The sequence below is a fragment of the Chondrinema litorale genome, assembly GCF_026250525.1.
GTDB lineage: Bacteria > Bacteroidota > Bacteroidia > Cytophagales > Flammeovirgaceae > Chondrinema > Chondrinema litorale.
On the sequence record NZ_CP111043.1, the window covers coordinates 497,558 to 513,131 of the forward strand.

Genomic DNA, 15,574 nt, shown 5'->3' on the forward strand with positions numbered 1-15,574 from the left:
TATGAAAAAACTATATATATCAAGTCTTTTTGCAATTTTGATGTTGTTTACAACATCATGTGGCGAGGACTTTCTAGAATCTACACCTGAACAATATATTTTTGAAGAAGATTTTCTTTTATCTTATACAGATTTTGATGTGGCCATTGTTGGTGCATACAATCAAATGCAATCAGCTTCGTGGTATGGAAGATACTTACCTCTTGTTGCTGATGTAATGGGAGAAGATGTAAAACAAAACTCTAGTGCTAATAGAGCAAGTGAATGGGCTGAGTACAATGGTAGTCCTCAGGATTTTATACCAGAAGATTTCTGGGCAATCCTTTATGAAGAGATAAATATTACAAATAGAATAATTAATTCTTCCTTCGAGCCTATTGAATCATTAACAACTGATTTCGATCAAATTGTAGGAGAAGCTCATGCAATTAGAGCTTTGGCTTATTTTGATTTGGTTAGAATATTTAGCCAACACTATACTTATACCCCTGATGCTTCACATAACGGTGTACCAATTGTATTAGAATTTGACTCAGAAGCTAAACCTGCCAGAAATACTGTAGCTGAAGTTTACACACAGATTATTAGCGACTTCGAACAAGCAATTAGCTTAATGTCTATTACTCCTTCTACTTCTGGGACTTTCTCTGAAGCAGCTGTCCAAGCATTACTTTCAAGAGTTTACCTTTACATGGAAGACTATGAAATGACCGAAAGCTATGCATCTCAAGTAATTAGCAACGGTGATTATTCACTAGTTTCAGCAAATGATTATCCTTCTCAATTTTTTGAAGGTAATTCTTCTGAAGCAATTCTGGAGATAGTTTATTCTACAGTAGATAATCCCGGCTCTGACCACTTAGGAGGAATGTACAAAGCAACTGGATATGGTGATTACCTACCTTCTGAAGATTTATTAAACTTAATGGACGATAATGATGTAAGAAAAACATTATTCTTGGAAGATGAGGACTTAGGTGGTATATATGGAAACATTAGAGTAAATAAATACCCTTCCTCTGGTGCTGAGATTGGCACTGACAATATTCCAGTTATCAGATTATCTGAGGTTTATTTGAACAGAGCTGAAGCAAGAGCTAAATCTGGTGATGATACGGGAGCTCAAGAAGACTTAAACATTATCAGACAAAGAGGAAATCCTGAGGCAGCTGCTGTTATAGTGACAGGTACTGCACTTATTACTGAAATTTTAAATGAAAGAAGAGTAGAATTATGCTTCGAAGGTCATAGAATTTTCGATATTACTCGAAACCAACTAGATATGGTACGTAACGATTGTACTTCTTCTGTTTGCGAAGTTAACTATCCAAATGACAGATTCATATTAGCTATTCCAATTGAAGAAACGGATGTTAATATTAATATGATTCAAAATGATGGTTATTAAGCATTAGATAAATAAAAAAACAGCCAGCTCAATAATTTGGGCTGGCTGTTTTATTTCAATCAAATTTTTTTATTCTTTACAGTACACCTAATTCCAATAATTTTTTATATAGTAAGTGAATTGGCAAACCAACTACATTATAATAAGATCCCACAATTTTCTCAATTCCAATCATGCCTATCCATTCTTGAATACCATAAGCTCCGGCCTTATCAAATGGTTGGTATCTATCAATATAAAAGTCTATTTCACTATCATATAATTTTTTAAAATACACTTCAGTTACTTCAGAAAACACATCCTTCTCACCATTAAACATCACACAAGCTGCAGATATCACCAAATGTTTTCTGCCTGAAATCTGCATCAACATATCTTTCGCCTCAAATTTATCAGCAGGTTTTTCTAATAACTTATCATCAAGAGTTACAGTAGTATCTGCTGTTATAACAATGGCATCTTTAAACTTATCTTCGTGAAAAGCTTCAGCTTTTTGTTCGGCTAAATATGCAGCTATTTCATTTACTGGCATATCTGGAGGATAATCTTCATTGATCGACCTTACCTCCACTTCAAAATTTGTTAAAATATAACTTAAGAGTTCTTGCCTTCTCGGAGAGTTAGACCCTAAAATAACTTTCATTAAAATGTATGTTTGTTCGAGATTAACTAGGTATGTAATTGTAAACCATAATTTATTTGTTACAATTAACATAGTTAAAGTTTAATATGGATTAAAAATGATATGAAATTGTATTTAAAGCAAATCAGTCTAAATATAATTTCAACAAATAAGGCAAGAATTGATATAGGAGTTTAAGATAGCTTTAGAAGCAAATTGTATTGCACAACAATTACATTTAATCAAACATCACTAGAAATGTATTCAATATATTTACAAAGAATATAATTCCAACAGCAATAATGATAATTAGTTTTCTATAGTCTAGTTTTATCTTCTTCATGTTCGTATTGTTATTAGCTTTATGTAATATTTTACTGCAAATAGAATAATTAAGTTTTAATTCAAAGTCACATATAGCTATACACGCTACACTTATTAACAAAATTGGCATGTAATAAAAGTTCGACATTATTAATAAAATCACATTAAACTAGTTTCATCATTCATCTGTTAAGAAATACATATACAATAAGGGACTTTATGAAGCAGATACAATTACAGATTTTAACTTTCGGAATTGCTAAAGAAATTATAGGCAAACAGGTTTTCGATATAGATTTACCTGAAAATAGTACTGTTCAAAATTTGAAAAATATGTTGTTTGAACAGTATCCAGAGTTGGGAAAATTAAAATCACTTTCAATTGCAGTTAATAACGAATATGCTGAAAGCAACTATTCTTTAAGTACATCTGATGAAATTGCACTTATCCCACCAGTAAGCGGTGGTTAAGTATTAAATTTACGACTATAAATCAACAGCTTATTAAATAATGAAAATATATACTAAAACCGGTGATAAAGGCAGTACTTCTCTACTTGGAGGCGAAAGAGTTTCGAAAGCGAATGTTAGAATCGATGCGTACGGAACAGTAGATGAGTTAAACAGTTTTATTGGCTTATTGAGAGATTTTTCTGCTGATAATGCTGATAGAAAAAAGTTATTAATTAATATTCAAGAAAACTTATTTACAATAGGTAGTATTTTGGCAACTGCTCCCGGTAAAAAGTTTAACATACCAAATATTGAAGACGCTGATATTTTATTACTAGAAGATGAAATGGATAAAATGGAGACAGCACTTCCTCCACTTAAAAATTTTATACTTCCTGGCGGTCATCAAAATGTATCTTATTGCCACATTGCACGCACTATTTGCAGAAGAGCTGAAAGAAAAAGTATTGAGTTAGCAGCAAACGAAGAAGTAGACGAAAGAATAATAAAATACTTAAACCGATTGTCTGATTATCTTTTTGTACTTTCTAGAAAAGTGTCTATAGAAATGAATGCTGAAGAGATTCCTTGGAAACCTAGATAACATCTTTAAATATATTAAGATTAAGAATCTGTCTAAATAACAAATTTTGTGGATTTTTTAGAAAAAACATATTACTATTGCAACATGAAAAGAAATAATTTACATATTCAAGTATCTCTAGACAGTGCTCGCGACAGCAGAGTGCGATGTAAATTATCCGGTTTAAAAAAGAAATAAGAGTAATCTTATTATAGATATTTAAAACCCGGATAATTGTCCGGGTTTTTTCATTTTAAAAAACTTATAAAAATGTACCACGAAAAAATTTCGAAAATGGTATTTGGTAAAAAAGCCACAGTGGATTTACGCGAATGGAATCCACTAGGAAGTAGAATAGCCCAACTCCCGGGGCAATAGGTTAGCTATAATAAATATAAAATATATAGCAGTAAGACCCCGGGCATAGTAATGTTCGGGGTTTGCTGTATCTATACGAAACCTACAATAGAATTTCGTAACACAGGCAAACCCGGAAGTGAATCCGGTCTCCTGCAAAGAGGAGTTTTTCCCGCTTTTGTGATGCTTTTGAAAACCACAAAACAGCCTGTTGTTATGAAAACTTTAATCACTATATTATTATTAATTCCATCTATAGTTTTAGCAGAAAGCACAGTTACATCTTCTGGTGCTTCTCTATCTTCTATGGCATTAATTTTAACTTTAATGGTGCTCTTTGCTTTTACCAGGTTGTTTAAAAATCCTGAAAAGAAAGTTGCAGTAAAAGAAGTGGTAGAAGACAAAAAAGAGTTAACTCCAGAAGAATTGATACTTGAGAAAATCTCTAAGTTGCCAATATTAACTGAGAATGGTAATACTAATATAAAACTTTTAAGCTCTAATAATAAAGAAGATACTTACATTATTGTAGCTAAAGTTGACAAAACACCAGAACCTCAACCTGAGAAAAAACCATTGATTAGCAGAGGTTTTGTTCTAGTAGTTATTACTCTGTTAGTATTAATTTATGTATTAACTAAATAAAAAAAGCCCTGCAAATGCAGGGCTTTCAAAATATGTTATGTCCTAATGTTAATTAGTAACGATAGTTTTCAGACTTGAAAGGACCATCAACATTAACACCGATATAATCTGCTTGTTCTGGAGATAATGTCTCTAGTTCAACACCAATTTTCTCTAAATGTAAAGCAGCTACTTTCTCGTCAAGATGTTTAGGCAAGGTATAAACTCTATTTTCGTATTTATCACCATTTTGCCATAATTCCATTTGAGCCAAAGTCTGGTTTGTAAATGAGTTAGACATTACAAATGAAGGGTGACCTGTAGCACAACCTAAGTTTACTAATCTACCTTCTGCTAGAAGGATTATTTCGTTGCCATCTACATTGTAAACATCTACCTGAGGCTTAACATTATATTTAGCTTCTTTATAGTTTTTGTTTAACCAAGCAACATCTATTTCATTATCAAAATGACCAATATTACAAACAATGGTCTTATCTTTCATCAGTTTGAAATGCTCACCAGTAAGAATATCTTTATTACCTGTAGCAGTTACAACAATATTTGCTCTTGGTACAGCATTAGCCATTTTCTTTACTTCGAAGCCATCCATTGCAGCTTGTAAAGCACATATTGGATCAATCTCAGTTACAATTACTCTTGCACCAGCTCCTCTAAGAGATAATGCAGTTCCTTTTCCTACATCACCATAACCAGCTACAACTGCTACTTTACCAGCAATCATTACATCTGTTGCTCTTCTAATTGCATCAACAGCAGATTCTTTACAACCATACTTGTTGTCAAATTTAGATTTTGTAACAGAATCGTTTACATTAATTGCAGGTACTGGTAATTTTCCTTTCTTCATTCTTTCATAAAGTCTTAAAACACCAGTAGTAGTCTCTTCAGAGATTCCTTGAATTTCACTTACTAATTCAGGATAAGTATCTAAAACTAAATTAGTTAAGTCTCCGCCGTCATCAAGAATCATATTTAATGGCTTCTTGTCTTCACCAAAAAATAAGGTTTGCTCAATACACCAGTTATATTCTTCTTCACTCATTCCTTTCCATGCAAATACAGGTACACCAGCCTCTGCTATTGCTGCTGCTGCCTGATCCTGAGTTGAAAAAATATTACAAGAAGACCATTGAACTTCAGCACCAAGTTCAACTAGGGTTTCAATTAACACTGCTGTTTGAATTGTCATATGAAGACATCCAGCAATACGTGCACCTTTTAAAGGTTGTTGAGCACCAAACTCAGATCTTAGCGACATTAAACCAGGCATTTCCGCTTCAGCCAATTTAATTTCTTTTCTGCCCCAATCTGCTAGCGCAATGTCTTTTACTTTATAATTGACGTTTGTGTCTACCATGTAATTAATTATTTTAAATAAATTTTGACAAAATTAGCTATAAAAAAAGAAGTTCAATAATTAGTAATTACATTTTCATACAATCACATAATATTTTTCAATATATTATAGGAATAGTGCAAGTATCCTAAAAAAAAAACAAATGTTAATAACTATAATTAAGTGAAATGAATGCTAATTTTTTAAGAATATCATTTTTTTTGACCTTTATCATTCCTTTTATACTCCAAAAATCAATTTTCCCTTTTTATAGGTTTGGTATGTTTGCCGAACCTGTTATAAATAAGGTTCAAACTGAAAAATTTGAAATTCTTATTGAGTATAATAAACACAAAAAAGAAGTTTTTAATGCCCAAGAACGAGGTTTATACGAGAGTATTTTTACTTACTTAATGAGAAACTATTATTACAGAAATCAAACAGAAGAAATACTTAAGGTAGCAGCAGATCAAATAGCAGAAAAAGAGATTAAATTATATTTTTTAAGATATAGTGAGCTAAGCACACAAGCAGATACAATATCATTTATAACTAAATAAAATGTGAAGAAGGTAAACTTAAAATTAATAGTACTATCCATTTTAATTTTATTATTAATCAACCTAATACTAACTTTCTTTCTTCAACCAATTATTATCGAATACCTCAACAACAACAGAGCTTTCCCAACAATTAACTATTTGGTAAATCTTGTATACCCGAGGTTTTTAGTAGAAAGTCAAAGGTTTTCGGTTGACTTTTTTTTGGGAAAGTTCCATCAAATTATCTTACGCTTTGATATAGTTTATTGCTTTATACTTGCTACATATTATGTATATAAGTCAAAAAATAGCATTTTCGAATTTATTAGTAACACTAAGCCAAATGTACCAAAACCTAAATACATCCTCATTTTATCTACTATATTCTATTCTGGATGCATTATTTACACTTACGACTGGTACATTATTTTACTACAATTACAAAACTTCGCATTACTATATAAACCAGTCTCTATTCTAAATTTCTTTCAAAGAAGTTATCCATCGAATTTAACAATACATGTTATTTGTATCGCTTACTATATTTCTTTGGTTTTAGTAATTGTCCAAAAAAGAAAGTTCATACCCTCAGTAATAATAGCTATATGCTTTTTTTATCAACTTGGTTTGCAACAAAGTTTCGAAAAAATAGATCACACTTATGCTTCATTCGGTTATGGCATATTATTAATGCCAATCGCATTATATTATAATGGCAAAAACCAGAATGCTGTAAGAGAAATATTATTCTTAATTCAAATATCTATTGGCTTATGCTATTTCTTTAGCGGACTTGAAAAAGTACTTGTTTCTGGCATCCATTGGTTTAATGGGGATAACTTTGAGGCTCATCTGCATTTACACGATACTAATTTTAAATTTTTATTAAATCAAAAATGGTTGATAATCGTTTTAGCCAATTGTGCCATCTTTTTACAGCTATTTTTTATTTCATCAATTCTTTTAAAAAAACTTAGATTAATTTTTATAAGCGGTGGAATACTGTTTCATTGGGGAACTGTAATCCTTTTAGGGGTAGGTTCCTTCTATTCACCTTGGATTTTTATGTATATTTTTCTTCTCAATGAAAAAACATCAATATTTAACATAAAAAAATTTTTATAACCCCCTCTTTATCAATAGTATTGAACTTTGAAAAGTTTCAAATTTTAAATGCAGTTATTAACCAACAGTCAGAGATAGTTTGAGATACAACCAGCTTATTTAGAATAAATCTAAACAAGCAAAAATTATTTTCTGATAATTGTTTATTTAATAATTTCGCAGCAAATTATTGAGGATACATAGCGATTAGAAATGTCAAAAAGCATTAAGTTAAAGAAAGGATTCACCATCAATCTCGCAGGTAAAGCCGAGAAAAAAATTGGCCCCGATATCACGCCCGATACTTACGTATTAAAACCCACTGATTTTCCAGGAATGTCCAGACCTAAAGTGACATTTAAAGAAGGAGATACAGTGAAAGCAGGAACTCCTTTATTGTTCGATAAAAAGGCAGATAATATCATGTTTGCTTCTCCAGTTAGTGGAGAGATCGTAGCAGTAGAAAGAGGAGCAAAAAGAAAGCTTCTTGGTATTAAGATACTCGCAGACAAGGAAATTGTATATGATGAGGGCAAGAAATTTTCAATTTCTGAAATTGAAAGTTTGAATGCAGACGAAGCAAAAGAAATTATGCTTACAAAAGGAGTCTGGCCTAATATTATTCAAAGACCATATGCAGTAATTGCTAATCCTGAAGATACTCCTAAATCTATATTTATTTCTGCCTTTGATAGCCACCCTCTGGCACCAGATTATGCTTTTATCTTTAAAGATCAAGACAAATACTTTCAAGCTGGTGTAGAGATCTTGAAAAAATTAACTAAAGGACCTATCCATGTAAATATTAATGGAGATGATGAGGTTCCTGCAATTTTTTCAAAAGCTAAAAATATTCAACTTAACAAGTTTTATGGCAAGCACCCTGCTGGAAACGTTGGTGTTCAAATTCACCATATCGATCCAATTAATGTAGGAGATATTGTTTGGACGCTTAACCCTTATGGTGTTATCCAGATAGGTAAATTATTTATGGATGGCATTTACGATGCCAGCAAAATAATCGCTGTAGCAGGTTCTGAAGTAAAAACACCTCAATACTATAAAACTTATTTAGGTGCTTCTGTAAAGAAATTTGTTGAGGGCAACCTTAAAAACGAACATGTTAGGGTGGTTTCAGGAAATGTACTTACAGGAGAAAATATTGGGATAGAAGGAAGTTTGGGATATTATGATAATATGATCTCTGTACTCCCTGAAGGCGATAACGAAAGATTTGTACTTACTGAAGGATGGTTTTCAGTTACTAAAAATAGATTGAGCTTTCACAGAGCATTAGGGTTATTTTCTTTCCTAAATTCTGGAAACAAAGAATATGTACTAGATACTAATACAAATGGCCAGAAAAGAGCATTTGTAATGACTGGTGCATTTGAAAAAGTGGTTCCAATGGATATTTATCCAACCCATTTGTTAAAAGCCATCCTTGCTGAAGACTTTGATGAAATGGAAGCACTTGGTATTTACGAAGTAGCAGAAGAAGACCTAGCACTTTGCGAATACATAGATGTTTCTAAACATGATGTACAGTCTATTGTAAGAAAAGGTATTAATCTTATGATGGAAGGCTGAGAAGTCTGTACTCTTTTGTAAATAATTTTCAAATAGTTTGATATATAAATGAAGTTCATACAGGATTTTCTACATAAAGTAAAACCGCAATTTGAGAAAGGGGGCAAATATGAAAAGTATTTTTACATATTTGAAGCTCACGAAACCCTTTTCTTTACTCCTGCTGATACAACTAAATCTAAGGGAGTTCAGGTAAGAGACGCTATCGATCTTAAAAGGATGATGATGACAGTGATCGTTGCACTGCTTCCATGTTTATTATTTGGAATCTGGAACGTTGGTCATCAGCATTTTTTAGCTACAGGTGAAGGTGGAGAGCTTATCGATAAAGTTATTTTTGGAGCTATTCAAGTATTACCAATTGTAGTGGTTTCTTATGGTGTTGGTTTGGGTATAGAATTTACTTTTGCTACCATTAGAAGACACGAAGTAAACGAAGGTTTCCTTGTAACAGGGATGCTTATTCCTTTAATTATGCCTGCAACAATTCCATTATGGCAAGTTGCAATGGCTACTGCTTTTGCAGTAATTCTTGGAAAAGAAGTTTTTGGAGGTACAGGAATGAATATTTTGAATGTGGCTATGACAGCCAGAGCATTCTTATACTTCGCCTACCCTACTGATATTTCTGGTGATGTTTGGACTGCACTGGACGGAGTTGCTTCTGTTGAAGGTTACTCTGGTGCTACTGCATTAGCTTTAGCAGCTTCTACACAAACTGGTTCTGTTTTAGATTCTTTTGCATCTAGCTGGAATCCAGAAATGTATACTTTCACTAGTATGTTTTTAGGAACTATTCCTGGTTCAATTGGAGAAACTTCTACTTTAGCTTGTCTAATTGGTGCAGCAGTATTAGTTTTTACTGGCATTGGCAGTGGAAGAATTATTCTTACTGTATTTGCAGGAGCATATGTAATGGGTCTTATTTTTAACTTAGCAGGAGCTAATCCATTTATGGGGCTTCCACCACATTACCATTGGGTAATTGGAGGTCTTGCTTTTGGAGCTACTTTTATGGCTACAGACCCTGTTACTGGTACACACACTGATACCGGAAAATGGATTTACGGTTTCCTAATTGGTATGCTAACTGTACTTATCAGGGTATTTAACCCAGCATATCCAGAAGGTATCATGCTAGCGGTATTATTAATGAATGTATTCGCACCGCTTATAGATTTTTATGTTATCCAAGCTAACAAAAAAAGGAGGTTAAAACGTGCAACAGTCTAACACTTATATAATCGCATTTGCAGCAGGTCTTACAATTGTTCTAGGAGGACTTTTATCTCTTGCTGCTGTTGGTCTTAAAGAGCAACAACAAATATCTATAGAACTTGACACCAAAAAGCAGATTCTTAGTGCTGTAATGGATGTTGAAGGAAAAGCTAAACAAGATTTAGCTGTAGTTTATGATGAAAGAATAAAATCTACTGCTATAAACTACGATGGTGAAGTTCTAGAAGACGTAGTTCCTGAAGACATCAATGTTGATAAGGAATACAAAAAAGAACCAGAAGACAGAAAATACCCTGTTTATATGTTCATGAGCGAAAGTGATCCTGAAAAATACGAAGCCATCATCGTTCCTATTTATGGATTCGGCTTATGGGATTACATTTGGGGATACGTAGCACTAGAAGATGATTTAAATACTATCAAGGGTGTTTCTTTTGACCATAAAGGTGAAACTCCTGGTTTAGGTGCTAGAATTACTGATCTTCCAGTTCAACAAAGATATCAAGGTAAGACCATTAACGATGAATCAGGTAAGTATGTATCTGTAGAAATGGTTAAAGGTGAAAACCACACAGGATTAGGAGAGCATGAAGTTGATGGTCTATCAGGTGCGACTATGACAGCAAATGGTGTAAACGATATGCTTTACAATTATCTTGAGTATTACCAAGCTTACCTTAAGAAACTTAAGGGTGGAGAATCTATAAGTAGTTTATAATCGAAAAAATAAAATATATATGAGTACCGAAACTGCAGAAAAAACAGTTGCTAAAGCGAAAAGCGAAGCACTCTTATCTAAAAGACGGAAAAGAATTGTTAGCGATCCTTTGGATGATGATAACCCAATTACCGTACAGGTACTTGGTATTTGCTCAGCGCTTGCGGTAACAGCAAAATTAGAACCTACACTAGTAATGTCAATCGCTGTAATGTTTGTGGTTGTAGCTTCAAACGTTATCATTTCTCTTTTAAGAAATGCCATTCCACAGCGTATTAGAATTATTGTTCAGCTTGGTATTGTAGCTGCATTAGTAATTCTTGTTGACCAAATATTAAGAGCATACTTATATGATGTAGCTAAAGTAGTAGGTGTTTATGTTGGTCTTATTATTACTAACTGTATCGTAATGGGCCGTCTTGAAGCATTTGCTATGGGTAATAAACCTTACGACTCTATGCTCGATGGTTTTGGAAGTTCATTTGGTTATGCTTGGGTAATCTTAGTAGTAGCTTTCTTTAGAGAGTTATTCGGCTCAGGATCAATCTTCGACTTCAAAGTATTTGAAGCAATCGGATGGTCAAGTTTCCCAACCAACGGTCTTATGACTTCACCAGTAGGTGCATTCCTTATCATAGGAATTGTAATCTGGGTACAAAGATGGAGAAACGGTTACGTAGAACATAGTTAATCATAAAAGAATTAGAAAATCATGGATCTTATAAATCTCGGAATTAAGTCAATTTTTATAGAAAATATGATCTTTTCCTACTTCTTAGGAATGTGTTCATACTTGGCTGTTTCCAAAAAAGTATCTACAGCTTCTGGTCTTGGAATCGCTGTAATTTTCGTACTTACCATTACAGTTCCTGTAAACTGGTTGATTTACGAATTTATTCTAAAAGAAGGAGCGCTTACTTGGTTAAGTGCAGATTTTGCATCAATTGACCTTAGCTTTTTGCAGTTTATTATGTTTATTGCTGTAATTGCTTCTATTGTACAGCTGGTAGAGATGACAATCGAAAAATTCTCTCCTGCCCTTTACGGTTCATTAGGTATTTTCTTACCTCTAATCGCTGTAAACTGTGCAATTTTAGGTTCTTCTTTATTTATGGTACCAAAAGGATATACTATAGTTGAAGCTACAGTATTTGGTTTCTCTTCAGGTATTGGTTGGTTCTTAGCAATTATTGCTTTAGCTGCAATTAGAGAGAGATTAAAATATTCAGACGTTCCAGCTCCATTAAAAGGTTTAGGTATTACTTTTATCATTACCGGTTTAATGGGTATCGCATTTATGTCTTTTATGGGTATCTCTATCTAATTAGAAATTATCCTCATATAATACAAAAGCGCTACAGTTTTAACTGTGGCGCTTTTTTTATATCTTGGCTTCTCACTAAGCTAAATTTTCATCAATTAAACAGGAATGACATTTTTTGATAAGATATATAATAAACTATTCCCAAATGCCTCTGGTGAAAATAAAGAAGCTTTTATTACAGAAGACATCACAAGAACAGAACAATACCAAAGAGATTATTTTAGGTGGGTAAACGAAGGTATTTATAAAATACACTTAGAGAAAATTTATACAGCTTACATCAATAAAAAAGCGAATGTGGCAGATGAGTATCATGTTCATATACTAGAAACACCTTATGCCAATGGCTTTGCTTTTAGTTACCATCATTCCCTAACTGTTCGCGATTTCAACTTTCTATTCGATTTATTTAGAGACCAAGTTTTAAATACTGGGTATCATCTAAAAAACTCTAGCAGAAAAATCTACGACAGACCCGCATATGTAGAAACCAAAGAAAGATTTTACCTTAAGCCAAAGTTGAAAGGCAAGAATAAAGATCAATTAATAGATCAAAAGTATGGGAATATTGAGATTGAAAACGTAAGCATTGATTCAAAGCCCAGTTATATTAAGCTTGTAGCTAATGTTTATAGCGACCACCAATATACCAAGGCACAAGAATTTGAACTATTATTAAATAATCTTTTCGAAAGGTGATTTTTAACTTAAATAGTTAAACCACCATCAGCAGTAAATACTGCACCAGTACAGTAAGCTCCACTTTTAGAAGCCAACATTAAAGCCAAACCAGCAATATCTTTTGGTTTACCTATTTCTTTAATTGGCTGTACAGCCATTACTTGTTTCATTATTTTTTCATTTGTCCAGAGAGGTTGGCTAAACTTGGTTTTAATTAACCCTGGGCAAATTGTATTAACTCTTATGCTATCTGGCCCCCACTCTTTTGCTAATACTTTAGAAAGCATAATTAAAGAGGCTTTACTTACACTGTATAAACCCAAACCAAAACCCGGAGTAACTCCCTCTACGCTACTAATGTTAATTACAGATGCATTTTCGCTTTTCTTCAAATATGGGTAAGCCAGTTTCGCTAAATGTAAAGGACCTTTTACATTCACATCCATAATTTTATCATAAGCACTCAAATCTGATTCTATAATTGGCCCAAACACAGGATTAGTTGCTGCATTATTTACTACAATATCAATAGTACCATAAACCTTAACCGTTTCACTTACCAAATTTTCAATAGCTTCCATATCGCCCATTTGGCAAGCAATTGCAGTACATTCGATACCTTCTTCTCTATATTTTTGAGCAACGGTTTCCACTGCATCTTGCTTTCTACTACTTACTACAACCTTAGCTCCTGCCCTACCTAAAAAATAAGCAATAGCTTCTCCAATGCCTTTGCTTGCTCCTGTAACGATTGCCACCTTACCATTTAAGTCAAAAAGTTCTTTCATCTTCATATATTTTATGGATTTAAAAAACAAGATCAGCTTTTACACTATCAAATGCAAAAGCTGATCTTAAATATTTATTCAAAAAATTTTTAGCCTACAATACCTTAATCTTAATACTTTTAAACATCACTTTATCACCATGATCTTGTAAGCCAATTCTGCCTTTATGAACTGCTGCATATCCTTCCATTGTAGCAAATTTGCTATCTTTCACTAGCTCATTCCAATCATCACTACCTAATTCATAAGAAACTACTTTAGTGCCGTTTAGCCAATGTTCTACCTTACCATGATCTACTATAATTTTAGATTGATTGAAAGATCCCGGAGGATTTATTGTAGCTTCATCTGCTACCATAAGATCATAATTTGACGCAGTATGCTGTACAGGCTTCAGTTCTATTGGATAGTTTTCATCATCTATTAGCTGATACTCTGGTGCAGTTGCATAAGTTACCGGATATTTCTCATCTTCAACTACATAAAAAAACACTCCACTATTCCCTTTTTCAGAAATACTCCACTCAAAATCTAGTTCAAAATTTTCATATTCTTGATCAGAAACAATATCATTATTACCACCATCCGTAATTAAAATACCATTTTCTACATACCATCCGCTTACAGAATCGCTCAGGTAATTATGCCAGCCATTTAATGATTTACCATCAAAAAGTACTTCCCAACCATTAGTCCCTCCATTGCTGGCGACCTCAGAACTCTCTTCTGTTTCAGCAGTTTCAGATCCTTCATCTGAGGCATTTTCTTGAGTTGAACAAGAGAATAATAATGAAATTAAGAATGTAATTGTAAAAAAGTTTAGCTTTTTCATTTCTTTAGTTTTGTAATAAGTTAGTGAATATTAAAGATAAAAAACTAAAGATTAAGCCCTTAGAAAGGGTCCAAAAATTATTGGATTTAATCTATTGAGCTAATATTTCTACTACAATGTTTTCACTTTCGATTCTGGAAAGTTCCTTCATTTGTCCTTTATTAAATAAGGAATCAAATTCAGCTACTTCCATACTCTTGCTTAGAGCTTCGTAATTAATATAATCGGCAAAAAGAATACCTTCAACTTCTCTCACATTATAAGCTTCTCTAAATCTAGCTCCACCACCATTTACCTGATAATTGTAAGCCAGATAGTCCATTGTATGCTTTTCTTTATGGAAGAAATAAACATACTCGTCATCGTGGTCTTTGCCTCCACCTTCTGCTTTAAATGTTACTTTAACTTTGTCATAAAGCTCTTCTTTGATAGTGGTTTCTCCCAAATATTCTTTCTGCACCGCCTGATCGTTTAAAAAATAAGGTAATAGAGCGAAATAAATAACTGAGTTTACAGAGTTTGAAAATGCTTTTACTCTTTCATCTGGCAAACTGGATTTATCTCCATTGGTCTCTCTATAAAAACCGTTGTTGCTTAATACATCTCTCACATTGTTACCTATAGAATCTGTGAAGATTCTCTCGTACTGAAATTTCCCTCCATTTCTTAAAGCAATATATTGTCTGTCTCTAAACTCAAATGAAATTTTGGCATTATCCAATAATTTGTTGCCATGTGCTTCTATGGCAGCCTCTACAATTGATTGAGCTTTAGGATCAGAAGCATTAATAGACTCTTTGTTTGCAGAATCGCCGTGTTTTTCTGTACTGCATGAAAGAATAGATAAGATGATTAAAGTAAAGTAAAAGAATTTCATAAATCGTGATGTAATGTAGGGTTTAGTAATCTTTTTATTTTAATAATATCAATTATAGATGTCGGTATTCAATGTTTGCTAACAAATAAGCCATGTTAATTGGTTGCACTAAACCAAAAAAAAGCTCCGAAAAATAAATTTTCGAAGC

17 protein-coding genes are annotated in these 15,574 nt (G+C 32.9%); 12 read left to right on the forward strand and 5 right to left on the reverse strand.

Translation table 11 applies throughout. The features are described 5' to 3' along the window. Position 1: 1 nt before the first annotated feature. On the forward strand, positions 2–1,408 hold the full coding sequence (locus OQ292_RS02065) for a RagB/SusD family nutrient uptake outer membrane protein (protein ID WP_284684388.1): 1,407 nt from the start codon (positions 2–4) through the stop codon (positions 1,406–1,408). Between the two features lie 76 nt (positions 1,409–1,484). On the opposite strand, the gene OQ292_RS02070 is transcribed toward OQ292_RS02065, so the two are convergent. Beyond that, a complete protein-coding gene (locus OQ292_RS02070; RefSeq protein WP_284684389.1) occupies positions 1,485–2,051 on the reverse strand; it encodes a Maf family nucleotide pyrophosphatase in 567 nt (188 codons plus the stop codon). A 522-nt stretch (positions 2,052–2,573) separates the two neighbouring features. On the opposite strand from OQ292_RS02070, the gene OQ292_RS02075 reads away from it, so the two are divergent. The 3 genes from OQ292_RS02075 (at position 2,574) to OQ292_RS02085 (ending at position 4,392) form a co-directional block, all read left to right on the forward strand. Then, on the forward strand, positions 2,574–2,825 hold the full coding sequence (locus OQ292_RS02075; RefSeq protein ID WP_284684390.1) for a MoaD/ThiS family protein: 252 nt from the start codon (positions 2,574–2,576) through the stop codon (positions 2,823–2,825). Positions 2,826–2,865: 40 nt separating this feature from the next. Continuing rightward, positions 2,866–3,411: a cob(I)yrinic acid a,c-diamide adenosyltransferase gene (locus tag OQ292_RS02080; RefSeq protein WP_284684391.1), complete on the forward strand. Its 546-nt coding sequence runs from the start codon at positions 2,866–2,868 to the stop codon at positions 3,409–3,411. 552 nt (positions 3,412–3,963) lie between these two features. After that, complete coding sequence (locus tag OQ292_RS02085; RefSeq protein WP_284684392.1) at positions 3,964–4,392, forward strand: hypothetical protein; 429 nt, start codon at positions 3,964–3,966, stop codon at positions 4,390–4,392. Between the two features lie 52 nt (positions 4,393–4,444). Here OQ292_RS02085 and ahcY read toward each other — a convergent pair whose 3' ends face one another. Continuing rightward, positions 4,445–5,752 carry an adenosylhomocysteinase gene (ahcY, locus tag OQ292_RS02090; protein WP_284684393.1) on the reverse strand — a complete coding sequence of 436 codons (1,308 nt, stop codon included), beginning with the start codon at positions 5,750–5,752 and terminating at the stop codon, positions 4,445–4,447. A gap of 167 nt (positions 5,753–5,919) precedes the next feature. Between ahcY and OQ292_RS02095 the strand changes: the two genes are divergently transcribed. The 8 genes from OQ292_RS02095 (at position 5,920) to OQ292_RS02130 (ending at position 12,947) form a co-directional block, all read left to right on the forward strand. Beyond that, positions 5,920–6,291 (forward strand): hypothetical protein, encoded by a 372-nt coding sequence (locus OQ292_RS02095; protein WP_284684394.1) that lies wholly within the window; start codon positions 5,920–5,922, stop codon positions 6,289–6,291. A gap of 3 nt (positions 6,292–6,294) precedes the next feature. Then, the gene (locus tag OQ292_RS02100; RefSeq protein WP_284684395.1) at positions 6,295–7,398 is read left to right on the forward strand and encodes an HTTM domain-containing protein; all 1,104 of its coding nucleotides are present in this window, start codon (positions 6,295–6,297) and stop codon (positions 7,396–7,398) included. Positions 7,399–7,590: 192 nt separating this feature from the next. After that, positions 7,591–8,967 carry a Na(+)-translocating NADH-quinone reductase subunit A gene (locus OQ292_RS02105; RefSeq protein ID WP_284684396.1) on the forward strand — a complete coding sequence of 459 codons (1,377 nt, stop codon included), beginning with the start codon at positions 7,591–7,593 and terminating at the stop codon, positions 8,965–8,967. 48 nt (positions 8,968–9,015) lie between these two features. After that, the gene (locus tag OQ292_RS02110) at positions 9,016–10,200 is read left to right on the forward strand and encodes an NADH:ubiquinone reductase (Na(+)-transporting) subunit B (RefSeq protein WP_284684397.1); all 1,185 of its coding nucleotides are present in this window, start codon (positions 9,016–9,018) and stop codon (positions 10,198–10,200) included. After that, positions 10,187–10,924 carry an NADH:ubiquinone reductase (Na(+)-transporting) subunit C gene (gene nqrC / locus OQ292_RS02115; RefSeq protein WP_284684398.1) on the forward strand — a complete coding sequence of 246 codons (738 nt, stop codon included), beginning with the start codon at positions 10,187–10,189 and terminating at the stop codon, positions 10,922–10,924. Before OQ292_RS02110 ends, nqrC begins: the two co-directional genes overlap by 14 nt. 19 nt (positions 10,925–10,943) lie before the next feature. Then, the gene (locus tag OQ292_RS02120) at positions 10,944–11,615 is read left to right on the forward strand and encodes an NADH:ubiquinone reductase (Na(+)-transporting) subunit D (RefSeq protein ID WP_284684399.1); all 672 of its coding nucleotides are present in this window, start codon (positions 10,944–10,946) and stop codon (positions 11,613–11,615) included. A 21-nt stretch (positions 11,616–11,636) separates the two neighbouring features. Continuing rightward, complete coding sequence (gene nqrE / locus OQ292_RS02125) at positions 11,637–12,248, forward strand: NADH:ubiquinone reductase (Na(+)-transporting) subunit E (RefSeq protein WP_284684400.1); 612 nt, start codon at positions 11,637–11,639, stop codon at positions 12,246–12,248. A gap of 105 nt (positions 12,249–12,353) precedes the next feature. Next, the gene (locus tag OQ292_RS02130; RefSeq protein WP_284684401.1) at positions 12,354–12,947 is read left to right on the forward strand and encodes a hypothetical protein; all 594 of its coding nucleotides are present in this window, start codon (positions 12,354–12,356) and stop codon (positions 12,945–12,947) included. An 8-nt stretch (positions 12,948–12,955) separates the two neighbouring features. Here the strand turns inward: OQ292_RS02130 and OQ292_RS02135 are convergent, their stop codons facing one another. The 3 genes from OQ292_RS02135 to OQ292_RS02145 form a co-directional block, all read right to left on the reverse strand. Further along, positions 12,956–13,723 (reverse strand): glucose 1-dehydrogenase, encoded by a 768-nt coding sequence (locus tag OQ292_RS02135; protein WP_284684402.1) that lies wholly within the window; start codon positions 13,721–13,723, stop codon positions 12,956–12,958. 88 nt (positions 13,724–13,811) lie between these two features. Then, a complete protein-coding gene (locus OQ292_RS02140) occupies positions 13,812–14,549 on the reverse strand; it encodes a 3-keto-disaccharide hydrolase (RefSeq protein ID WP_284684403.1) in 738 nt (245 codons plus the stop codon). A gap of 91 nt (positions 14,550–14,640) precedes the next feature. After that, a complete protein-coding gene (locus OQ292_RS02145) occupies positions 14,641–15,426 on the reverse strand; it encodes a DUF6503 family protein (RefSeq protein WP_284684404.1) in 786 nt (261 codons plus the stop codon). Positions 15,427–15,574: the final 148 nt, after the last annotated feature.